The following is a 21,048-nucleotide window of genomic DNA, read 5'->3' on the forward strand; positions in this document are numbered from 1 at the left end:
GGTCACCCTCATGTCCTGCTTAAAGGAAGCCGATCGATATCCATGGAAAGATAGCAACGATTATCAAGCCTGCCATCACCGCCAGCATATAGCCCCAAATTGGTCGAATGCCCTCGGCCGGGTCGACGCGGCCAATGGCGCATGCGGCATAATAGCCGACGCCAAAAGGCGGCGCGAACAGCCCGATACCCATCGCCAGAATAATGATCATGGCATAGTGGACCTCGTGCACGCCAACGGCGCGGGCGATCGGGAACAACAGCGGGCCGAACAGCACGATCGCAGGAATCCCCTCGAGCACGCTGCCCAGCACGACGAAAGCCGCGATCGACACGGCAATGAAGCTTGCGGAGCCGCCGGGCAGGCCGGTCATCGCGGTCGCCAGCGCACGCGAAAAGCCCGATTGCGTCAGCCCCCAGGCCATGCCGGTCGCAGTCCCGATGATGAGCAAGATCGCGCCGGACAGGCAGGCGGTCTCGATCAGCATCGGCATCAGCCGCCGCCAGTCAAACTGACGGTAGATCGTGAGGCCAACCACAAAGCTGTAGACGATGCCGATGGTGGATACTTCCGTGGCGGTCGCAACACCCTCGACCACCGCGTATCGGATAACGAAGGGTAGGGCCAGCGCGGGCAGGGCGATGATGAAGGTACGAAGGATTTCCGAGCCCTTCGCCCGTTGGACGTGGCTGAGATCCTCGCCACGATAGCGCCACCACACCAGCGCCGCGAGCGTGAATGCACAGACAAGGCTGGGCAGCAGGCCTCCGGTGAACAGCGCCGATATCGAGACGCCGGTCACCGAGCCGATCGTGATCAGCACGAGGCTCGGCGGAATGGTTTCGGTCTGCGCGCCGGTCGAAGCGAGCAGGGCGACGAGATCGCCCGCCTTTGCGCCCCGCAGCTTCATCTCGGGGAATAGCACGGGCGCCACCGCCGCCATATCGGCTGCCTTGGAGCCGGAAATGCCCGAGACGAGGTACATCGCGCCGACCAGCACATAGTTCAACCCGCCGCGGACATGACCGAGCAGGCTTGCCAGAAACGCCACCATGGCCCGTGCCATGCCCGCCATCTCGATCAAGAGCCCCAAGAAGATGAACAGCGGCACCGCCAGCAGGATCAGATGGCTCATGCCTTCGTCCATTCGCCCGACCAGCACCATCAGCGGCGTGCGCGTGGTCAGCGCGAGATAGCCGAAGATCGCAAGTCCAAACGCGAACGCAATGGGTACGCCGGCAAAGACGCAGAAGCCGACGACGCCGACAAAGAAAATGACGAGGTTCAGGTTGCCGAGCGGCTTGAGCCAGGGCGCGGCCAGCCAGAATAACGCCACCAAAAGCCCGACCGACAAGACGGCCTGCAGCACTAATTTGACGTCTCCGACCCGCAAGAGGCGGAGCACCGCAAACAGCATCATCAGACAGGTGCCGGCCGGCAGCGCCGCGGCGCGCCAGCTGTTGGAAATTTGCAGCGCCGGCGTGGTGATAAAGCTTTCCTCGTAGGCGTACTGGTAGCTCGGGCCGACGATCAAAAGCAGGAACGCCAGCGCCGCGCAGGTCGCAACGACATCGAGGTAGGCGCGCAAGTTCGGTCCAGCGTTGGCGACCCCGGCCGTCATCCGCATGTGCTCGGAGCGGCGAAACGCAACGACAGCGCCAAGCATGGCGAGCCACAGGAACAGGATGGAAGCGAGTTCGTCGGACCAGATCAGCGGCTGCTGGAGGACATAACGCGACACCACGCCAGCAAACAGCGTGATGATTTCGGCGACCACCAGCAGCGCAGCCGGGATTTCGACGAGCATCCCCGCGGCATGTTCAAGCCGGGCGGCCATTGAACGCCGGCGAGGAGGGGACACCGCCTCTCCGGCCACGGCTTGCGTCACCATTTTTCGCCAGCCTTCAGTTTCTTACGACAATTGGCCGACTGATTTTTCCAGAATGGCCCACGCTTCGTCGCCGTATTTTTTCTTCCATTCCGCGTAGAAGCCCGCCGCACGCAGCTTGTCGCGGAATGGCGCGAGATCTGGCTGATTGAAGGCCAATCCCTTGGCCGTGAGATCCTCGCGGACTGTGGCGTTAAGCTTTTCGGTGTCGGTGCGAGCCTTCAGCGCAGCGGCGTTGACGTTCTTCTCGACAATCGTCCGGATATCCGGCGGCAAGGCTTCCAATGCGCGGCGATTGGCCAGGAACCAGTAGCCATCCCACATGTGGTTGGTCAGCGAGCAATATTTCTGAACTTCGTACAGCTTAGCGGTCGAGATCAGCGCCAAAGGATTTTCCTGGCCTTCGACGATTTTGGTCTGCAGCGCCGAATAGACTTCGTTAAAATTGATCGAGGCGGGCGCCGCATCGAACGCCTTGAACATCGACGTCCACAGCGGCGAGACCGGCACGCGGATCTTGAAGCCCTTATAGTCGCCCGGCCCCGTGATCGGCCTGGTCGAGGACGTCGTCTGGCGGAAGCCGTTGTCCCAGATCTTCTCGAACGCCACGATATTGGCCTTGGCGATTTCCTTGCGCACATAGGTGCCGAGATCGCCATCCATGGCCTTCCACACGGTCGGATAATCCGGAAACGCGAAACCCATTCCGTTGATCGACGCCGCCGGCACCAGGATCGCCAGGATCAGGCCTGACATTGTGAAGAACTCGACACCGCCGGACCGCAGCTGACTCAAAACGTCCGTGTCGGCGCCAAGCTGGTTGTTCGGGAAGATTTGCAGATCGAACTTGCCGTTGGTCTCGGTCTTGATCGCCGCCGCCATCTCCCGGGCGCGGACGTTCAGCGGATGGGTGTCAGGCAGGTTGTTGGCGAACTTGTAGCTGAACTCGGCTTGCTGAGCCCGTGCCACCAGCGGCGCGCCCAGGCCGCTCAATACGGCCGAGGCAGCCGTGGTCTTCAATAGCGTACGTCGCGAAAAACCCATCTCGTCGTCTCCCAGATCGCTCTTTTTGTTCGGCTTCCTTTGGGAAGGATCCTGATCGCTTTTTGCCTGCTTTCAGAAGAAATACCAAGCGTCGTTCGATGCGCATTTCGCCACGCGCACCGCAGCCGCCGGGAGGCGGTTCCAACCCCGATCTGCCGCGCCTGAAGCGATCTCCGAATTCGCTGAAAGCTGAGGATTTCGATACAAATGTCTGGAATCTCTACGGAATAAAATATTCCATAATATACCTTATGCGAATCATGGATATGCGGGCCCCGGATTGGAACGGCTCAGTTCGACACGGCTTGGCGTCCACCCGAACCCGGCTTGCTCCGTTCCAGAAGCGCCACGCCCTCTTTGCGATCGTCGGTGATGGACGCGAGCGCGAACGAGCGGACGTCGATCGGGCGCCGGAGCCGTCGCCCTCAGTCGACTTATTGCGCATGTCGGTCCTTGAAACGAAAGCGGTCTGACCGGATTGCTCAATGCGGGGGCTCGTACCTTCCCTTTTCGAAGGCAAACTCAGGGAGAAGGACAATGCGCCCAGCATTCTGGCGAGCCGCAACGATGTCGGCTGTCGCCGTTATAGCCTCTGCAGGAATAGCCCTTGCGGCCAATCAAAATGACCCGGGCGTAACTGACAAGACCATCAAGATCGGCAACATCATGCCTTATAGCGGCCCCGTATCCGCCTATGGCGTGATCGGCCGGATCGAAGCTGCCTATTTCAAGAAGATCAACGATGAAGGCGGGATCAACGGCCACAAGATCGACTTCGTGTCCTACGACGATGCCTACAGTCCGCCGAAGACCGTCGAGCAGGCCCGCAAGCTGGTCGAGGATGACCAGGTGCTCTTGATCTTCAATTCACTGGGAACGCCGACCAACACGGCGATACGGCCCTACCTGAACGAAAAGAAGGTGCCTCAGCTGTTTGTCGCGACCGGCGCCACCAAATGGAACGATCCAAAGAAATTCCCGTGGACCATGGGTTGGCAGCCCAACTATCAGATCGAGGCCGGCATCTATGCCAAGTACATCCTCGAGCATAAGCCGAACGCCAAAATTGCCGTGCTCTATCAGAACGACGATTACGGCAAGGATTACCTGAAAGGCCTGACCGACGGCCTCGGCGCAAAGGCCAAGAGCATGATCGTCGCCGAGAAAGGCTACGACACCTCGGAGCCGACGGTTGACTCGCAGATGGTCACTTTGGCGGCCTCCGAAGCCGACGTTTTTGTCGACATCACGACGCCAAAGTTTGCGGCCCAGTCGATCAAGAAGGCCAACGAGCTCAATTGGCATCCGATGTTCTTTCTGAACAATGTCAGCGCTTCGGTCGGAAGCGTGTTGAAGCCGGCCGGCTTCGACGCCTCGCAAGGCATCATCTCAGCCAATTATCTGAAGGATGCGACCTCCCCTCAATGGAAGAACGACGCGGACGTGAAGGAGTGGAACACTTTCATGGACAAGTATGCAGCCGACTATAACAAGTCGGATGCGTTTACCGTCTACGGCTATGCGGTGGCGCGCACGATGGTTCAGGTGCTCAAGCAATGCGGCAATGACTTCACCCGCGCCAACGTCATGAAGCAGGCTGCGAACTTGAAGGACTTCGATCCTGGCCTGCTGTTGCCGGGCATCAAGGTCAACACCAGCGCAACGAACTTCGCGCCGATCCGGCAACTGCAACTGATGCAGTTCAAAGGTGAATCCTGGCAACTGTTCGGACCGGTGATGAGCGGCGAAGCCGGCGGCGAACAGGGTTGAAACGACTGGACGACGCGTTGGTGCCGCCCTTTCGCTATCGGCCCTTAAAGCGCGGCTTGCGGCGCTCCAGGAACGCCGCCACGCCCTCCTTGTGATCGTCGGTCATGGTCGCGAGCGCGAATTGGTCGACGTCCATGTGGCTGGTGAGATCATCGAGCGCGTGCGTCAAACGGTTGATGGTGAGCTTGGTCATCGCGGCCGAGATCGGCGGCTGGCGCGCGAACTTCTCCGCGAGCGCCATTGCGGCGTCGAGCGCGGCGCCGGGATCGGCGAGTTCCTCCACCAGACGCCAGGCATAGGCTTCTTCGGCGGAGATGCGCTCGTCGGCCAGGATCACAGCCTGTTTGGTGCGCGCCGGACCCATCAGATGCAACAGGCGCGGAACGCTTTGCCAGCTCATATTCATGCCGAGCCCGATCTCGGGAATACGGATGTGTGCGGCGCGGCTCATGACGCGGAAATCGAGGGCGACGGCAAGCGCGATGCCGCCGCCGATGCAAAAGCCCTCGATCGCTGCGATCGTGATCTGGTCCATCTCATGCCAGGCGCGGGCCAGGCGAGGTCCCAGCTTCAGGTGGCGGCGTAGCGCGCCGACATCCATCGACTTGCGCGAGCGGCCTTCGGGGTCCTTGAGATCGAAGCCGGCGCTAAAGGCTTTTGGACTGCCGGTCAGCACGACGACCGACGTGTCGCCGTCGTCCTCAAAGCCGCGCGCGGCCTGCGTCAACTGTCGCATGGCTTCCGGCGACAGGGCGTTGATGCCGTCGCCGCGGTCAAACCTAACCACGGCGATGCGACCTTCCGGACCGAGGCCTTTTTCGATGGTCACGAAACTGGTCATGGCCTCCCTCCTCCTCGGCTGATCTTCGGCGGTTCAGGGTTGTTTCGCCAAGACCGCCGCGCGCACTGCGCGGGCGACGTCGACCGCATTCGGCGTATCCGAGTGCACGCAGATGGAGTCCGCACGCACGGTGACATCCTTGCGACCAATGCTTTCAGCTCTGCCTTCCGCGATCGCGCGCCGGCAGCGCGATGCGGCGCCCACCGGATCCACGGCGTGATGTTCACGCGTGATGATGAGCCGGCCGTCATCGGCATAGTCGAGGTCGGCATAGAACTCGGCGATCAGAACGTGGCCGCGCGCGCCGTAAACAGTTTCGTGGCAGGTCCCGATCATGCCCATGATCGGCACCTTGAAGACGTCAGCCGCATCGCAGACCGCGTGGGCGATCGCCTCGTCCCGCGCAGCCATGCCATAGAGCGAGCCATGCGGCTTGAGGTGGTTGAGAACCATGCCCTCGGCTTCCAGAAAGCCCTTGAGCGCGCCGACCTGATAGATGATGCAGTTGGCGAGTTCTTCGCGCGGCATCTTCATTTCGCGGCGGCCGAACCCTTGCAAGTCAGGCAGCGACGGATGCGCGCCGACCGCAACACCATGCGCCTTCGCGAGCCGCACGGTGTTGCGCATATGATTGAAGTCGGAGGCATGGAAGCCGCAGGCGACGTTGGCCACCGAAATCAGCGGCATCAACGCTTCGTCGTCACCCATCCGGTAGAGGCCAAAGGCCTCACCCATATCGCAATTGATTGTCGCCACGCCCTGCTCCCGGGCTTGTTTGGCCGTTCCTACTTCCGAAGCGCGTAGTTCCCCGGCCCGAATGCCCAGATCATCGCAAACAGGCCGATCAGCCCGAGGTTTTTGCCAAAGTTGATGGTCTGGCCAACCACAGCGGCCGGCGGCGAAGCCCAGAAATTGTGGAACATCAAGGTCGCGATGATCGTGAAGGCGATCAGCACCAGCGCCGCGCAGCGCGTATAGATGCCGAGAATGAACGCGAGCGAACAGCCAAGCTCGATCAAGATCGACCCCGCCGCCAAAAAGCTGCCGAAACCACCCGCGCCGCCCGGCAAGCGTCCCGCAGTGACCTCGAAGGCCATAATTTTCCCGATGCCGCTATAGATAAAAAGCGGCGTCACCAACAGACGCGCTGCCAGCAGCACCTTGTCCTGCGTAGCCGTGGTTTCCGAAATCGCCATGTCAAATCCCCCTTGTGAAAGCTATTCCGCCGGCGCAACGCTCGTCTCGGTCACTTTAGCAGGCACCGAGAGCGAGCCGATCACCAACGCCGCAACGATCGCAGCCCCGCTGATGGCCCAAAATACCGCGTTCTGTCCTCCCGTCACCTGCTGCAGAAAGCCGATGACGAAGGGTCCCAAAATGCCGCCGACCCGCCCTACCCCGAGCTCCATGCCAACCCCGCTGGCGCGAAAGCCCGTCTCATAGGAATTGGCGGTGAAGTTGTTGAGGACGTGCTGGGCGCCGATCACGCAGAAGCCTGCGATCCCCACGACCGCGAAGTTGATGGCGTGACCGTTGACAAACACCAGCGTGCCAACGGCGATGCCGCCGACGAGCCACCATGCGCCAAGCAACCGAGGCGTTGGGGCAAAGCCGCGATCGGCCAGCATGGCGAGCGTCAGGCCGCCGATGAAGGAGGTCCCCTGCATCAAGGCGCCATAGGCGAAGCCGGAGGCAAAGGTCTCGCCCCGCTGGATCATCACGGTCGGAATCCACCCCACCAGTCCAAAGATCGCAAACAGGGTCAGAAACGCGGTCACCCAGATCGTCAGGGAGACGCGGCGGTACCGCGGAGCGAGCAATGCGGCGATCGTATTTTTCGGCGCGGCCTGATCGGGGCTGCGAAAGGTAGCGTTGGCATAAGCGGCGCTTCGGTCCGGCCGCAGCCGCACCATCAACGCGCGTAACTCTTCACGACGGCCCCGCGCTGCCAGAAACTTGGGGCTCTCGGGCAGCACCGCATGCACCAGCAACGTCAGCGGGATCGACATGGCTCCGACGAAGTACAGGATTTGCCAGCCAAAGGTCGGGGTGAGGAACACCCCGACCAGCCCTGCAAACACACCGCCCAGCGACCAGCCGAACGTGACGCCCCATAGCGAGAAGGCGTTACTGACCCGCGGTGGGGCGAGTTCGTTGATGAAAGTGGTGCCAAGCGGCAGCAGCACGCCGAGACCAAGCCCGGTGAGGAATCGCAAGGTGCAGAAGCTTGCAAAACTGGTCGCAAACATCGCGGTGGCCAGCGTCAAGACGTTGACGATCCACAAGCCCGCCAGCAGCGTGTTGCGCCGCCCGTAGCGGTCGGCGACCATGCCGTGGCCCATCGCGCCGAAGAGAAAGCCGATCAATCCGGAAGAGACCAGAAATCCCGCCTGGCTCGGCGACAGGCCCCACGGCTGCCGCACATATTGAATGACATAGGCCGGATTGAAGGTGTCGTAGCCGTCAAACAGTGTGATCAGCGTGACCACGACGCCGAGCATCTTGTGCAGGGGCGTGACGGCAGCGCCCGCCAGTTCCTCGTGGATATTGACTTCGTTTTCCGAACCCATTGTCCCTCCCCTTGATCTCTGGTGTCCCGTCGCCCTGCTCTTCCGGCAGGTTCCTAGTGGTCCGATTCTAACATTTGCATCCCAGTCCGGCTGGCACTCTTGCAAATGTTAGAATCGAAGGACCACTAGCAGATATAGGTTTCTAGTGGAGTTTTGGATTTGACATTCGCATTGCGCATTCCGGGGCGACAGTGAAGCGAATGTCAAATCCACTCCACCAGCAACGGCTTCATTTCAGCTTGAACAGCGCCCTCGCATTGTCGCGGCCGATCTTCTGGCGATCGATCTCCGCGATCGGCGCCGCGTCGAACCAGTCCGAGGCGTGATCGATGTTCTCGAACGGCCAGTCGGTCGAAAACAGGATTCGATCCGAGCCGATCTCGAGCATGGCATCGATCAGCGTCTGGGTCCGGAAATTTCCTGACGTCGTGATGTAAAAGTTCTCGCGAAAATAGTCGCCGATCTTGCGCTTGGCCGGATAGTTGTTCTGCACGCGCATCCACTTGTTGTGGTTATCGATCCGCCACATCGAGTAAGGCAGCCCCTCGCCCATATGGCCGATCACGACATTGAGCCGCGGATAGGCGTCGAACAAGCCGGAGCCCATCAGCCGCAGCGCATGAACCGCGGTTTCCTGCCCGAACGCCCAGGAAGGTCCGAGCAGCCAGCGGTGGCCTTCGTAAATCGCGGCATCCTTGGGCAACGGGTTACGCGGGTGGAGATAAAACGGCACGTCGAGCCGCTCGACCTCGGCCCAGAACGGCCAATAGGCCTTGACGTCGTAATAGATGCCGGACGGGCTATCTGCGACCTGGCTGAAGCCGTTGACGAGTGCTCCGCAAAAGCCGAGTTCCTTGACGCAGCGCGTCAGCTCGCGCGTTGCGAGCTCTGGCGTCTGCATCGGCAGCGCGGCGAGACCGGCGAAGCGCTTGGGCTGGCGGGCGATCTGCTCGGCCATGAAGTCGTTGGAGCGGCGCGCGATGTCGTTGGCCTTCGCGGTGTCAGCGATCGCCTGCACGGCCGGCGCATTGAGCGATAGCAGCATCATCTCGATGCCGTGCGCGTCCATTTCCTTCAAGCGGCGCTCCTGGATGTCCAGCAGCCGCCCCTTTAATTCCGGCCAATCGGCCTCGGGCGCAAAGCCGGCGCTGTCCTGAAGCGTCTCCGGAATTGCAAAATGCTCTTCGAGCGCTACTTTTCCTTGCATCGCGGAACGCCTCCACCCTGTCACCGGCCATTCCGGGTAAATTAGACAGTGTACTGTCCAATTGGCAAGTTCAAATTGGTGTGTCCAATCAGATGATCCGGCAATCTTGACCGGCGGGCCGGAGCGGCTGACAATAAAATGATCCGCCGTTCACCGATCACATTTGACCATCGCCCATGACCGAACACGATCATCACCACCATCACGACGACCATTCGGAATTGTCAGAGACCGAGCTGCGCGTGCGCGCGCTGGAAACGATCCTGACCGAAAAGGGATACATCGAGACCGCGGCGCTCGACGCCATCGTCCAGAACTACGAGACGAAGATCGGCCCGCACAACGGCGCGCGCGTCGTCGCCAAGGCGTGGACCGATCCTGCCTTCAAAAAGGCTCTGCTCGAGGATGCGAGCAAAGCAGTTGGCACGCTTGGCCATGTCAGCCGGGTCGGCGATCATCTGGTCGCGGTCGAGAATACACCGCAGCGGCACAACATGATCGTCTGCACGCTGTGCTCCTGCTACCCCTGGGAAATGCTCGGACTTCCGCCGGTCTGGTACAAGGCCGCGCCCTATCGCTCGCGGGCGGTGAAGGATCCGCGCGGCGTGCTCGCGGATTTCGGCGTGAGCCTGCCGAAGGACATCGAGATCAGGGTGTGGGACTCGACCGCCGAGACGCGCTTTCTGGTGCTGCCGATGCGTCCAAAGGGCACCGAAGGCTGGAGCGAAGAACAACTCGCCGAGCTCGTGACGCGCGACTCCATGATCGGCACCGGATTTCCCAAGACGCCTGGAGCGCCATCATGAACGGCGTGCACGACATGGGAGGCATGGACGGCTTTGGCAAGGTCGAGGTCGAAGCCAACGAGCCGACCTTTCACGAAAAGTGGGAAGGCCGCGTGATGGCCATGGTGCGCGCGATGGGCGCCGCCGGCGCTTTCAACATCGACATGTCGCGTTTTTCGCAGGAACAGTTGCCCCCGCATATTTATCTGGCCAGCTCCTATTACCGGAGATGGCTGCTCGGGCTCGAGGGCAATCTCGTCAGAAGAGGATTTGTGACGGGCTCCGAGCTCGCGTCCGGACACGCGGAGGAGCCCGCAAATCCGCTGAAGAACGGCAAACTCCGCGCAGAAGACATCGGCCGGGTCATGACGCGCGGGAAATATGAACGCACGCCGCAGGCGCCTGCCGCTTTCAAGCCGGGCGATCGCGTGCGGGCAAAAAACATGCACCCCGCCACCCATACCCGCCTGCCGCGCTACACACGCGGCCACATTGGCGTGGTCGAACGTGTGCTTGGTTGTCAGGTTTTCCCGGACTCGGCGGCAATCGACCTCGGCGAAAATCCACAGTGGCTTTATGTCGTGGTTTTCGACGCCACCGAACTGTGGGGACCGGACGCGGACCCCAGCAGCAAGGTTTCGATCGACGCCTTCGAGCCGTATCTGGAGTTGGCATGAGCGAGGCCGCCGTCGCGCAGGCAACGCGCGCCCTTGCCGACCTGCCGCGAGACGACGACGGCCCGGTGTTCCGCGAGCCCTGGGAGGCCCAGGCCTTTGCGATGGCGCTCTCGCTTTACGATCGCGGCCTGTTCACCTGGAAGGAATGGGCGGCGGCCTTGGCCAGCGAAATCAAGATCGCGCAAGCCAATGGCGATCCCGACATCGGAACCACCTACTATCGGCATTGGCTCGCGACGCTTGAAAAAATGGTCGCCTCAAAGGGCGTCGCCACGCTCGAAACCCTTCATCGTTATCGCGATGCCTGGGATCATGCCGCCGACCGCACGCCTCACGGCTCGCCGATCGTGCTGAGGCCGGACGATTTTCCGCCTACCGCCTGAGCAATCACACATGCCCGGCGCATTCTGATCCCCAGGGAAATCGCGCGTTGTCGTCCGGTTCCTCTGGGACCCGCGACCTTCTTGCGGCATACAGAGCCGCAGCCTTCACCCAAGCCGGTGCCCGATGACCCCTTCCCGCGACATTTCACGCCTGATCGAGATCATGGCGCAACTACGAACACCCGTGACCGGCTGTCCGTGGGACCTCGAACAGAATTTTCAGACCATTGCACCCTACACGATCGAAGAGGCCTACGAAGTCGCCGACGCGATTGCCCGCAACGATTTCGACGACCTGAAAGACGAGCTCGGCGATCTCCTGCTTCAGGTCGTCTATCACGCGCGCATGGCGGAGGAGCAGAACGCCTTTGCTTTTGGCGATGTCGTGGAAGCCATCACGCGAAAAATGATCCGACGTCATCCGCATGTCTTTGCCGACAAGGACGGCAACATCGCCGCTGCCGGCGTCAAGAGCCAGTGGGAGCGTATCAAGGCAGAGGAAAAGGGTGAACGTGCGGCGCGCCGCACCAGTGACGCATCGCCGCCCTCTTCGCTGCTATCGAACGTCAAGGCAGGCCAGCCGGCGCTGACCCGCGCGATGGCGTTGCAACGCAAGGCGTCGACGGTTGGCTTCGACTGGAACGACCCGCGCGCGGTGCTGCAGAAGATCCGCGAGGAAGCCGACGAGATCGAGGCGGCGCTAGATCAGGCCGACAAGGTCGAGCTTGCGGCGGAAACCGGCGATCTTCTGTTTGCACTCGTCAATCTCGCCCGCCATGTCGATGCTGATCCGGACATGGCGCTGCGTGGCGCCAATGCAAAATTCGAGCGCCGCTTCGCCTATATCGAGCGCACGCTTGCGTCACAGGGCCGGTCGCTCGAGGCGGCGTCGCTCGAAGAAATGGACGCATTGTGGAATGAAGCGAAGGGGAACGAAGCTCCTCGTCACGACCCATCGAGGTGATGCGTCGGTCAAAGAAAGTGACCCGGCGCTGCTGATGCAGGATTTTTTGAAGGAGCCTCAATCAAAGAACGATTGGGCGCGAGCCGATGGGCGGAAGTAAATGTTAACGCCCGGCTTTGCAGCGATGGTGTTCCCCTGTACCATCGCGCCAAGACGACCGGCATTCAACGGTCGCTTTGGCAAGGGAGGGATTTTCATGCGTCGCAACATAGTCGCCGCGCTTGCGCTCCTCTTGTGGGGAGTAGGTCTGACCGCCGTCGCAGTCGCACAGCAGCCGGTCAAGCTCGGCGTGCTCAATGACCAGACGGGACTGTACGCGGATCTGACCGGCATGGGCTCGGTCCACGCTGCACGCATGGCGGTTGATGATTACGGCGGCAAGGTGTTGGGTCGCCCGATCGAAATCATCTTCGCCGACCATCAGAACAAGGCCGATATCGGCGCCAACCTCGCGCGGCAATGGATAGAGACCGAGGGCGTCAACGTCATCCTCGACATTCCCAACTCGGCCGTGGGGCTCGCCGTGCGCGAGGTGACGCGCACGCACGACGCCGTCGATATCAACACCGGTGCTGCCACCTCGGACCTCTCCGGAAAAGCCTGCTCGCCGCACGGTGTGCACTGGAGCTTCGACACCTACGGTCTTGCCGCGACGATCGGCCAGGCGTTGGTGAAGCAGGGTGGCGACACATGGTTTTTCATCACCGCCGACTACGCATTCGGGCATGCACTCGAGCGCGACACCTCAGCATTCGTCGCGGCCGCCGGTGGCAAGGTGTTGGGGGCCGTGCGTCATCCGCTCAATACGGCCGACTTCTCCTCCTATCTGCTGCAGGCACAAGCCTCGAAAGCGAAGATCGTCGCACTCTCGAATGCCGGCGGCGACACGATCAACGCGGTCAAACAGGCCGCGGAATTCGGCCTTGGCCGCAACGGCGAGCAGCGCATAGCGGCGCTGCTGTTGCAGTTTCCCGACACCCACGCGCTCGGGCTCGAAGCGGCGCAGGGTCTGACCGCGGCCGAGACTTTCTTCTGGGATCTCAATGACGAGACCCGCGCCTGGACCAAACGCTTTCTCACCCGCAACAACGGCAAACCGCCAAGCATGATCCACGCCGGGACCTACGGCGCGACATTGCACTATCTCAAGGCGGTGGCCGCCGCCGGCACGACCGACGCCACCAAGGTCGTCGCTAAGATGAAAGAACTTCCGATCGATGACTTTTACACCAAGGGCACGGTGCGCGAGGATGGGCGTGTCATGCGGCCTTATTATCTGCTGCAGGTGAAGAAGCCCTCGGAATCCAGATATGCCTTCGATTACCTCAAATTGCTCGCCACGGTGCCGGCCGAGGAAGCGGCGCGCCCTCTGAGCAAGAGCGAGTGCCCGATGGTGAAGCGCGGTTGACCGATGACTACGGAGCGAGAGGTACGGCGTCGAAACGGTTGATGACGAGATCGCGCTTGGTCTCGTCGACGCGCACGGTCATTTCATAGCGGCCGTCCTGAAGGCTTTTGTCCAACACTTCCGAATTGCGATGCAGCCAGCTCACGCCGGCGCCGTCGGCGGCATCAATTGATATATGAAGCGTCGCTCGCGTCGCTGCCAGCAGGTCTTCGATCGCTGCGAGCAGGCGGTCGATCCCCTCCCCGGTCTCAGCGGAAACCAGAAAACAAGGACGATCCGGCGGCCGGCGGGCGGCGATATTCTCGATGTTCTCGCGTTCTTCAGCCGAGAGCCGATCGATCTTGTTCCACACTTCGATGATGCGCTGACCGCCGGCGGGATCGATGCCAAGCTGCCGCAACACGGCCTCGACATCCTGCTCCTGCGCCTCGCTGTCCTCGTGCGAGATATCGCGCACATGGAGAACGACGTCGGCCTCCAGCACCTCCTCGAGCGTCGCGCGGAAGGCCGCCACCAGTTGCGTCGGCAGGTTGGAAATGAATCCGACGGTGTCCGAGAGCATCGCCTTGCCGCCATGCGGCAGGTTGAGCGCGCGCAAGGTCGGATCCAGCGTCGCGAACAGCATATCGGCGGCCTGGACCTCTGATCGGGTCAGGCGATTGAACAGCGTCGATTTGCCGGCATTGGTGTAGCCGACCAGCGCCACAACGCGATAGGGCACGCGCTGGCGGCCCGCGCGATGCAGCCGCCGGGTCGCCTGGACTTTTTTCAGCTCATTCTCAAGCCGTGTGATGCGATCGCCAATCAGCCGGCGGTCGGCCTCGATCTGCGTCTCGCCGGGACCACCCATGAACCCGAAGCCGCCACGCTGACGTTCAAGGTGGGTCCATGACCGCACCAGGCGGCTGCGCTGATAATTCAGGTGTGCAAGCTCGACCTGCAGCGAGCCCTCTTTGGTTTTCGCTCGGCGGCCGAAAATTTCGAGAATGAGCCCGGTGCGATCGAGCACCTTGGTGCGCCAGGCTTTCTCGAGGTTGCGTTGCTGGATCGGCGACAGCGCGCAGTCCATCACCACGAGTTCCGCTTCGTGGCTGGCGACGAGACCGGTGATCTCCTCGACCTTGCCCTTGCCGAGATAGGTCGCCGGCCTGATCTGGCTGACCGGTGCGACGAGCGCGTCGGCAATCGTCAGGTCGATGGCGCGTGCGAGGCCAACGGCCTCCTCTAGGCGCGCGTCGGAACCGCGGATCGCAGACGAATCCTCGCGCGCATCGGGATCGCCCCGGCGCGTTCGCAAGTAAGGGCCGATGACAATCACCCGCCCGGTTTGCTTCCCCATGGCCGACCGCGGACGGTCGGCTGCCCCGTCAGAAATTCGGGGTTCCAATCAGCTCACTCTCAAGCCGGTGCATCCTCGCCGCCTTCGAACAACTGGATCGGAGCACCCGGCATGATGGTCGAAATCGCATGCTTGTAGACAAGCTGCGAGTGACCGTCGCGTCGCAGCAGCAGGCAGAAATTGTCGAACCAGGTGACAATTCCCTGCAGCTTGACCCCGTTGACCAGAAAAATCGTTAGTGGCGTTTTGGTTTTACGAACGTGGTTGAGGAAGGTGTCTTGTAGATTTTGTGCGCGGTCTGCCGCCATTGTTTTTTATCCCGCAAGTCTCGGTGCTTTTCTTATTGAACCGACGGCCGCCTTCTATCGAAGCAGTCCGTTCAGCTACCGGCTCCCTTGAGATCCCCCTCCGGGGAGCACGATCGGGCGATTAGAAGGCAGGCTTGGTTATTAGGCAAGCAGCTTCACGTGCCAAGCCGCGCTAAAGAAGTGCCAAAGAGGCGCCAATTCTCCATAGACCGGGGAAAAGAGGCCGATATTCCAAGTGGCCAGCCTCTCAACTATTCGCGGTCTGCCAGTAGTCGGCTTAACCGACGCCGAGCGCCTTCAGCTTGCGGTGGAGGGCCGACCGCTCCATGCCGACGAATTCCGCTGTGCGGGAGATATTTCCCGAGAAACGGCTGATCTGGGCCATCAGGTAATCACGCTCAAAGACCTCGCGCGCCTCGCGGAGCGGCAGACCCATGATGTGCTCGCCATTGTTGCTGGTGGGCATCGCCGGTACCATTGAACCCACGTCCTGCGGCAACATATCGGCGGTGATGATGACTTCCGGTCCGCCGCCGGCCAGAATCATCACCCGCTCCACATTGTTGCGAAGCTGGCGGACATTTCCGGGCCAGACGTGGGATTGCAGGACGGCCATTGCGTCCTGGCCGATCTGACGTTTCGGCAGGCCCGTCGCGGCCGAAATCTGATCCATGAAGTAGTCGATCAATTCCGGAATGTCCTCGCGCCGTTCCGACAACGGCGGAACGCGGATCGGCACCACCGACAGGCGGTGATAGAGGTCTTCGCGGAAACGGCCGGCGGCGATCTCTTCTTCGAGGTTGCGCGCGGTCGAGGAGATGATGCGAACGTCGACGCTGACCTTCGCCGTGCCACCCTGCCGCTGGAAAGTCTGCTCGACCAGGACGCGCAAGATCTTGTTCTGGGTCTCGCGCGGCATGTCGCCGATTTCATCGACAAACAGCGTGCCGCCATGCGCCTCTTCCAGCGCTCCGGTCTTGCGCGCATGCTCGCCGTTCGGCTCGACGCCGAACAGCTCGATCTCCATGCGCTCCGGCGTAATCGCGGCCGCGTTGATCGCGACGAACGGGCCGTCGGCGCGGCTGGATGCGCTGTGCAACGTGCGCGCGGCGAGCTCCTTGCCGGCGCCGCTTGGGCCGACGATCAGAATGCGGCTGTTGGCCTTGGCGGCGCGCTCGATGGTCTGCCGCAACTGGTTCATGCAGGCCGAACGTCCGGTCATGATGCTCGCGGCCGGCGCCAGTTGCTTGAGCTCCTTGACCTCGCGCTTCAGCCGCGAGGTTTCCAGCGCGCGCGTCGCAACCAGGATCAGCCGGTCGGACTTGAACGGCTTCTCGATGAAGTCGTAGGCGCCGCGCTTGATGGCCGCCACCGCGGTTTCGATGTTGCCGTGGCCGGAAATCATGACGACCGGCAGGTCGGCATGGTCGCGCTTGATCTGCTCGAGCAGTTGCAGCCCGTCGAGCTTTGAGCCCTGTAGCCAGATGTCGAGGAACACCAGGCTGGGCCGCCGGTTGGCGATCTCGCTCAGCGCGGAATCGCTGTCGCGCGCCGTCCGCGTCGCAAATCCCTCGTCGTCGAGAATCCCGGCGACAAGGTCACGAATGTCGGCTTCGTCATCGACAATCAAAATATCACTTGCCATAGGATACGCCCGTATTCTCAGTTGCCTGTTGCGGCTGCGATTTTGGTCTTTTCATTAGTCGTTTCCGGCTGCCCCGAGGTTCCCTCAGGAGAAGACACGCTTTCGGCAGCCGGCTGTCCTGTTTCAGCCGCCGGTTGCGCGATGTCGGTCTGCGCCGGCTTGGCAGCATGGCCCGATATCGCAAACCGCAGCCGCATCCACGCGCCCCTCGCGCCTGGCCGCATTTCCGAGGCATCGTGGAGTTCGATCCGCCCGCCATGGTCCTCAAGGACGCGGCCGACGATCGCAAGCCCAAGGCCGGTGCCTTTCTCCCGCGTCGTCACATAAGGTTCGAGCAGGCGCGCGCGGCTCACTTTGGGCAGGCCAATTCCGTTGTCGACGACGTCAATGATGATGAAGTCGTTTTCGCGCGCGGCGATGACATCAATACGACCCCGCTCCAGCTCGCCCGCCGGCACGGCTTCGATCGCCTCCGTGGCGTTCTTGATGATGTTGGTCAGCGCCTGGGAAATCAGCCGCCGGTCGAACTGCGCACGCAGCGGCTCTTCCTTGATATCGGCCTCGATATCGACATCGGGATGGCCGACCCGCATCAGGAACACAGCCTGACGCACGGTGTCGGCGACGTCCTCGCCCTCGATGACGGGCTTTGGCATCCGCGCAAAGCGCGAGAATTCGTCGACCATCCGCCTGATGTCGTCAACCTGCCGCACGATCGTCTCGGTACACTGCTCGAACACCGCTTTGTCTTCGGTGATTGATTTGCCGAATTTGCGGCGGATGCGCTCGGCCGAGAGCTGAATCGGCGTCAACGGATTCTTGATTTCGTGCGCAATCCTGCGCGCGACGTCGGCCCATGCGGAGGTCCGCTGCGCCGAGACCAACTCGGTGATGTCGTCGAGCGTGATGATGTAGCTGTCGCGCGTCTGGCTGGTCTGCTCGGCGGTGACGCGCACCGACAAGATTCGCTCATGGCCCTCGCGATTGATGGTGATCTGGCCCTGCACCAGCCGCTGGGTGCCTTCCCGCGCCGTTTTCATCATGTCGTCGAGTTCGGGCAAGACGTCCGACAGCGGGTGATCCAGTGTCTCCGACTCGACATGGCCGATCAATTTTTCGGCCGAGCGGTTGAGGATGCCGACGCTTCCTGACGCATCGACGCCGATGATGCCTGCGCTGGCCGACGACAAGACTGCCTCGATGAAGCGGCGGCGGCTGTCGATCAGCTCGCTCGCGTTGACGAGCTCATCGCGCTGGGTGCGCAGTTCCTGCGTCATCTTGTTGAAGGTCTCGCCGAGCTGCGCGAGATCGCCCTCCGAGCGATGGACCGGAACCTGCACATGGAGATCGCCGGTCGAAACCAGATTGGCGGCGCCCATCAGTCGCCGGATCGGCGTGACCAGCGAATTGGCGAAGTTCAGACCCAGAAGGATCGACGACATCAGAATGGTCAGCGCGATCACGGCAAAGATCAGCGCGAAGTTGACCTGGATGCCGAGGCGCCGCGCCTCCAGCTCGGCATATTCGGCAACGCTTGCTTCGGCCTGCTTGACTTGCTCGACGACGGTCGGATCGAGCTGGCGCGCGACGTAGAGAAACCTGTCCTGAAAGCCGCGCAGGCGAATCAGAGCCGCGACATAGTTTTCCTCAGGAAGAACCGCGATTTCGGGCTCGTCCTCGTTGAGGTTGTTCAAAAAGCCCACCGGCGGCGCCGCGAACGCCACAGTGATACCGGTTTGGGCGCTTTCCAGAACGCGACGATCCTTGTCGATCAGCATTGCGCCCGGCAGGTTACGCGAGGCGGCACTCGCCGTGAGATACTCCCGGAAGGATTGGCGGTCCTGGTCGAAGAGCGGCCGGGCATGGGCGATATCGTTCGCCATGCCCAGGATATCGCCGCGAATGAGCCGAGCGTGCTCGTTCAAATAGGCGCGCGCGATGCGCTGCGAATTCTGAATCACCTCGCGCGTCGGCCCGGAAAACAGCCGGTCGAGGCCGCGCTCGATCGTAATGTTGGCGACGATCGCCACCAGCACGGCGGGCAGCACCGTCATGATCGAAAACAGGCTGACCACCTGGACATGGAGCCGCGCCGCCGCACGACCGCGTCGACGGGCCTGCATCACCTGCCAGACTTCGCGGGCAATGATGGCGACCAATACCAGGATGGTGGCGCCGTTCATCAGGATGAACGACACCGCGACCTGGCGGGTCGGCTCGACGCGGGTCAGGCCGGTCAGAACGACGAAGGTCAGGAAGGCCGACAGCAACGCCAGGCTGATGGCGATCGGCGCCAACAGCCTCATCAGCGAGCGCCCCTTCGGCTCGCCCTGGGACGGATCGAACTGTGCGGCGGAGGTGTCTACGCTGGTCATTCCGGCATGGGGTGAAATGGGCTTAAGCGTCCGCGCCTAACGCGGCGGACTGATGCATTCATACCACATTGTTGCCGAATTGCGACAATTCCGCGGCGCTAGCCATGGCTTGTCGCGCGAATCCCCTGATGATTCAGATCGCTAAAGCGCTGATTGAATATCTAATTACCGGTGCGATAGACCTGAATGTCGAGGTCCCTGATCTTTTTCCGCAGCGTATTGCGGTTGAGACCGAGCAGGTCAGCCGCCCGGATCTGGTTGCCGCGGGTCGCGGCGAGCGCCGCCGTGAGCAGCGGGACCTCAATCTCCTTGAGGATGCGGTGGTAGAGGCCCGGCGGCGGCACGCCGTTCGGGAAACCGGAGAAGTGCGAGGACAGGTACGCCTCGACCGCCCCGCCGAGGTTGTCGATGCCCTGATGCATGTTGCCGCCGGAAGCGACCGCAGGCGGAGCCAGCTCGCCGTCGATGACCGACGCGGTGATGACGTCCTGCGGGTACAAGGCCGCAAGCCGACGCGCCAGGTTTTCAAGCTCGCGGACGTTACCGGGCCAGCGGTGCTGCTTCATCCGCTCCAGCGCCAGCGCGTCGAGCTTCTTCGGCGGCAATCCATCCTTCTCGGCAAGCGAGAAAAAGTGCCGGATCAAATCCGGCAGATCCTCGATCCGCTCCCGCAGGGGCGGCAGCCGCAGCGGCACCACGTTGAGGCGGAAGAACAGGTCTTCGCGGAACAGCCCCTGCTGAATCAGGATGCGCAGATCCTTATTTGAAGCGGCCACGATGCGCACGTCGGTCTTGATCGGTGTGCGGCCGCCGACGGTCGTGTACTCGCCTTGCTGCAGCACGCGCAAAAGTCGTGTCTGCGCCTCCATCGGCATGTCGCCGATTTCATCGAGGAACAACGTGCCGCCCTCGGCCTGCTCGAAGCGACCCGAGGCGCGCGTGTTGGCGCCGGTGAAGGCGCCGCGCTCATGACCGAACAATTCCGATTCGATCAAGTCGCGCGGAATGGCCGCCATGTTGACCGCAACGAACGGCCCGTTGCGGCGCTTGCCGTAATCGTGCAGCGCGCGCGCCACCAGCTCCTTGCCGGTGCCGGACTCGCCGGAGATCATCACGGTCAAGTCGGTCTGCATCAAACGCGCCAGCACGCGATAGATTTCCTGCATCGCCGGCGAACGGCCGACCAGCGGGATCGAGTCGAACTCGGCATCGTCGGGCGCGCTCGCCACCCGCTCCTTCGGCTCCGAAAGCGCACGTCCGACGATCCCTATCAATTCCTTCAAGTCGAACGGCTTCGGCAGATATTCGTAGGCGCCCCGTTCGGACGCTCGGATCGCGGTCATGAAGGTGTTCTGCGCGCTCATCACGATCACGGGCAGATTGGGGCGCATCTTCTTGATCCGCGGCAGCAGATCGAACGCGTTCTCGTCGGGCATCACGACGTCCGTGATGACGAGATCGCCCTCGCCCTGGCTCACCCAGCGCCACAAGGTGGCGGCATTGCCGGTCAGCCGGACTTCGTAGCCGGCGCGTGACAGCGCCTGGTTCAGGACCGTCCGGATGGCCGTATCGTCATCGGCAACGAGAATGCTACCTGCAGGCATAGGTCGTCCTCATCTTGGTCCCTGTGAGGCATGCGACGACGTTCCGGCAACGTCATCGCGATGGCCTTTCTCGAGGCTGTGGTCAGGTTGTTTGGTTGCGCTGTACATCGGCATCAGCACCCGGAAGGTCGTCTTGCGCGGCTGCGATTCGCACTCGATGATCCCGCCATGGTCGCCGACGATCTTCGCGACCAATGCAAGTCCGAGGCCGCTGCCGGTCGGCTTGGTGGTCACGAACGG

General features: G+C 62.0%; 19 protein-coding genes. 6 read left to right on the forward strand and 13 right to left on the reverse strand.

All coding sequences use genetic code 11. The features are described 5' to 3' along the window. Nucleotides 1-19 precede the first annotated feature (19 nt). Both VFB05_RS16860 and VFB05_RS16865 read right to left on the reverse strand, forming a co-directional pair. Nucleotides 20-1,891, reverse strand: a complete 1,872-nt coding sequence (locus VFB05_RS16860; protein ID WP_414643210.1) for a TRAP transporter large permease subunit — start codon at nucleotides 1,889-1,891, stop codon at nucleotides 20-22. A 21-nt stretch (nucleotides 1,892-1,912) separates the two neighbouring features. Beyond that, nucleotides 1,913-2,932, reverse strand: coding sequence for a TRAP transporter substrate-binding protein (locus VFB05_RS16865; RefSeq protein ID WP_325013941.1), 1,020 nt, complete (start codon nucleotides 2,930-2,932; stop codon nucleotides 1,913-1,915). A gap of 537 nt (nucleotides 2,933-3,469) precedes the next feature. Here VFB05_RS16865 and VFB05_RS16870 point away from each other — a divergent pair. Further along, nucleotides 3,470-4,702: an ABC transporter substrate-binding protein gene (locus VFB05_RS16870; RefSeq protein WP_325013943.1), complete on the forward strand. Its 1,233-nt coding sequence runs from the start codon at nucleotides 3,470-3,472 to the stop codon at nucleotides 4,700-4,702. A gap of 34 nt (nucleotides 4,703-4,736) precedes the next feature. On the opposite strand, the gene VFB05_RS16875 is transcribed toward VFB05_RS16870, so the two are convergent. The 5 genes from VFB05_RS16875 to VFB05_RS16895 form a co-directional block, all read right to left on the reverse strand. Continuing rightward, on the reverse strand, nucleotides 4,737-5,543 hold the full coding sequence (locus tag VFB05_RS16875; protein ID WP_325013946.1) for an enoyl-CoA hydratase/isomerase family protein: 807 nt from the start codon (nucleotides 5,541-5,543) through the stop codon (nucleotides 4,737-4,739). A gap of 33 nt (nucleotides 5,544-5,576) precedes the next feature. Beyond that, entirely contained in the window at nucleotides 5,577-6,299 is a 723-nt protein-coding gene (gene pxpA, locus VFB05_RS16880) for a 5-oxoprolinase subunit PxpA (protein WP_325013948.1), read from the reverse strand. A 29-nt stretch (nucleotides 6,300-6,328) separates the two neighbouring features. After that, the gene (locus VFB05_RS16885) at nucleotides 6,329-6,739 is read right to left on the reverse strand and encodes a DoxX family protein (RefSeq protein ID WP_325013949.1); all 411 of its coding nucleotides are present in this window, start codon (nucleotides 6,737-6,739) and stop codon (nucleotides 6,329-6,331) included. Nucleotides 6,740-6,760: 21 nt separating this feature from the next. Continuing rightward, nucleotides 6,761-8,113: an MFS transporter gene (locus VFB05_RS16890; protein ID WP_325013951.1), complete on the reverse strand. Its 1,353-nt coding sequence runs from the start codon at nucleotides 8,111-8,113 to the stop codon at nucleotides 6,761-6,763. Between the two features lie 229 nt (nucleotides 8,114-8,342). Continuing rightward, entirely contained in the window at nucleotides 8,343-9,320 is a 978-nt protein-coding gene (locus VFB05_RS16895) for an amidohydrolase family protein (RefSeq protein ID WP_325013953.1), read from the reverse strand. A 176-nt stretch (nucleotides 9,321-9,496) separates the two neighbouring features. Between VFB05_RS16895 and nthA the strand changes: the two genes are divergently transcribed. From nthA to VFB05_RS16920, 5 genes are all read left to right on the forward strand, one after another. Next, nucleotides 9,497-10,126 (forward strand): nitrile hydratase subunit alpha, encoded by a 630-nt coding sequence (nthA, locus tag VFB05_RS16900; protein WP_325013955.1) that lies wholly within the window; start codon nucleotides 9,497-9,499, stop codon nucleotides 10,124-10,126. After that, nucleotides 10,123-10,782: a nitrile hydratase subunit beta gene (gene nthB, locus VFB05_RS16905; protein ID WP_325013957.1), complete on the forward strand. Its 660-nt coding sequence runs from the start codon at nucleotides 10,123-10,125 to the stop codon at nucleotides 10,780-10,782. Before nthA ends, nthB begins: the two co-directional genes overlap by 4 nt. After that, entirely contained in the window at nucleotides 10,779-11,165 is a 387-nt protein-coding gene (locus tag VFB05_RS16910; RefSeq protein ID WP_325013959.1) for a nitrile hydratase accessory protein, read from the forward strand. The genes nthB and VFB05_RS16910 overlap by 4 nt, the downstream gene beginning before the upstream one ends. 124 nt (nucleotides 11,166-11,289) lie before the next feature. Next, nucleotides 11,290-12,129, forward strand: a complete 840-nt coding sequence (mazG, locus tag VFB05_RS16915; protein ID WP_325013961.1) for a nucleoside triphosphate pyrophosphohydrolase — start codon at nucleotides 11,290-11,292, stop codon at nucleotides 12,127-12,129. Between the two features lie 196 nt (nucleotides 12,130-12,325). Further along, a complete protein-coding gene (locus VFB05_RS16920) occupies nucleotides 12,326-13,537 on the forward strand; it encodes an ABC transporter substrate-binding protein (RefSeq protein ID WP_325013963.1) in 1,212 nt (403 codons plus the stop codon). Nucleotides 13,538-13,544: 7 nt separating this feature from the next. On the opposite strand, the gene hflX is transcribed toward VFB05_RS16920, so the two are convergent. The 6 genes from hflX to VFB05_RS16950 all read right to left on the reverse strand — a co-directional run. After that, the gene (gene hflX, locus VFB05_RS16925) at nucleotides 13,545-14,924 is read right to left on the reverse strand and encodes a GTPase HflX (protein WP_325013966.1); all 1,380 of its coding nucleotides are present in this window, start codon (nucleotides 14,922-14,924) and stop codon (nucleotides 13,545-13,547) included. Nucleotides 14,925-14,935: 11 nt separating this feature from the next. Then, nucleotides 14,936-15,184 (reverse strand): RNA chaperone Hfq, encoded by a 249-nt coding sequence (gene hfq, locus VFB05_RS16930; protein WP_006020546.1) that lies wholly within the window; start codon nucleotides 15,182-15,184, stop codon nucleotides 14,936-14,938. Between the two features lie 277 nt (nucleotides 15,185-15,461). Further along, nucleotides 15,462-16,829 (reverse strand): sigma-54 dependent transcriptional regulator, encoded by a 1,368-nt coding sequence (locus VFB05_RS16935; protein WP_325014001.1) that lies wholly within the window; start codon nucleotides 16,827-16,829, stop codon nucleotides 15,462-15,464. Between the two features lie 17 nt (nucleotides 16,830-16,846). Continuing rightward, nucleotides 16,847-19,204, reverse strand: coding sequence for a PAS domain-containing sensor histidine kinase (locus VFB05_RS16940; RefSeq protein ID WP_325014003.1), 2,358 nt, complete (start codon nucleotides 19,202-19,204; stop codon nucleotides 16,847-16,849). Nucleotides 19,205-19,365: 161 nt separating this feature from the next. Continuing rightward, nucleotides 19,366-20,808, reverse strand: a complete 1,443-nt coding sequence (gene ntrC / locus VFB05_RS16945; RefSeq protein ID WP_325014005.1) for a nitrogen regulation protein NR(I) — start codon at nucleotides 20,806-20,808, stop codon at nucleotides 19,366-19,368. Nucleotides 20,809-20,817: 9 nt separating this feature from the next. Further along, nucleotides 20,818-21,048 (reverse strand): ATP-binding protein (locus VFB05_RS16950; protein ID WP_325014007.1); only part of this gene is annotated, 231 nt, incomplete at its 5' end.

Source organism: Bradyrhizobium sp. (assembly GCF_035652035.1).
Classification (GTDB): domain Bacteria; phylum Pseudomonadota; class Alphaproteobacteria; order Rhizobiales; family Xanthobacteraceae; genus Bradyrhizobium.

Bases quoted from the DNA above. Each gene is read 5' to 3' on its own strand.
- VFB05_RS16940 (WP_325014003.1), bottom strand. From the start codon at position 19,204: ATGACCAGCGTAGACACCTCCGCCGCACAGTTCGATCCGTCCCAGGGC.
- nthB (WP_325013957.1), top strand. From the start codon at position 10,123: ATGAACGGCGTGCACGACATGGGAGGCATGGACGGCTTTGGCAAGGTC.
- VFB05_RS16885 (WP_325013949.1), bottom strand. From the start codon at position 6,739: ATGGCGATTTCGGAAACCACGGCTACGCAGGACAAGGTGCTGCTGGCA.
- VFB05_RS16860 (WP_414643210.1), bottom strand. From the start codon at position 1,891: ATGGTGACGCAAGCCGTGGCCGGAGAGGCGGTGTCCCCTCCTCGCCGG.
- VFB05_RS16935 (WP_325014001.1), bottom strand. From the start codon at position 16,829: ATGGCAAGTGATATTTTGATTGTCGATGACGAAGCCGACATTCGTGAC.
- VFB05_RS16865 (WP_325013941.1), bottom strand. From the start codon at position 2,932: ATGGGTTTTTCGCGACGTACGCTATTGAAGACCACGGCTGCCTCGGCC.
- VFB05_RS16890 (WP_325013951.1), bottom strand. From the start codon at position 8,113: ATGGGTTCGGAAAACGAAGTCAATATCCACGAGGAACTGGCGGGCGCT.
- VFB05_RS16875 (WP_325013946.1), bottom strand. From the start codon at position 5,543: ATGACCAGTTTCGTGACCATCGAAAAAGGCCTCGGTCCGGAAGGTCGC.
- nthA (WP_325013955.1), top strand. From the start codon at position 9,497: ATGACCGAACACGATCATCACCACCATCACGACGACCATTCGGAATTG.
- VFB05_RS16920 (WP_325013963.1), top strand. From the start codon at position 12,326: ATGCGTCGCAACATAGTCGCCGCGCTTGCGCTCCTCTTGTGGGGAGTA.
- VFB05_RS16910 (WP_325013959.1), top strand. From the start codon at position 10,779: ATGAGCGAGGCCGCCGTCGCGCAGGCAACGCGCGCCCTTGCCGACCTG.
- ntrC (WP_325014005.1), bottom strand. From the start codon at position 20,808: ATGCCTGCAGGTAGCATTCTCGTTGCCGATGACGATACGGCCATCCGG.
- hfq (WP_006020546.1), bottom strand. From the start codon at position 15,184: ATGGCGGCAGACCGCGCACAAAATCTACAAGACACCTTCCTCAACCAC.
- VFB05_RS16870 (WP_325013943.1), top strand. From the start codon at position 3,470: ATGCGCCCAGCATTCTGGCGAGCCGCAACGATGTCGGCTGTCGCCGTT.
- mazG (WP_325013961.1), top strand. From the start codon at position 11,290: ATGACCCCTTCCCGCGACATTTCACGCCTGATCGAGATCATGGCGCAA.
- VFB05_RS16895 (WP_325013953.1), bottom strand. From the start codon at position 9,320: ATGCAAGGAAAAGTAGCGCTCGAAGAGCATTTTGCAATTCCGGAGACG.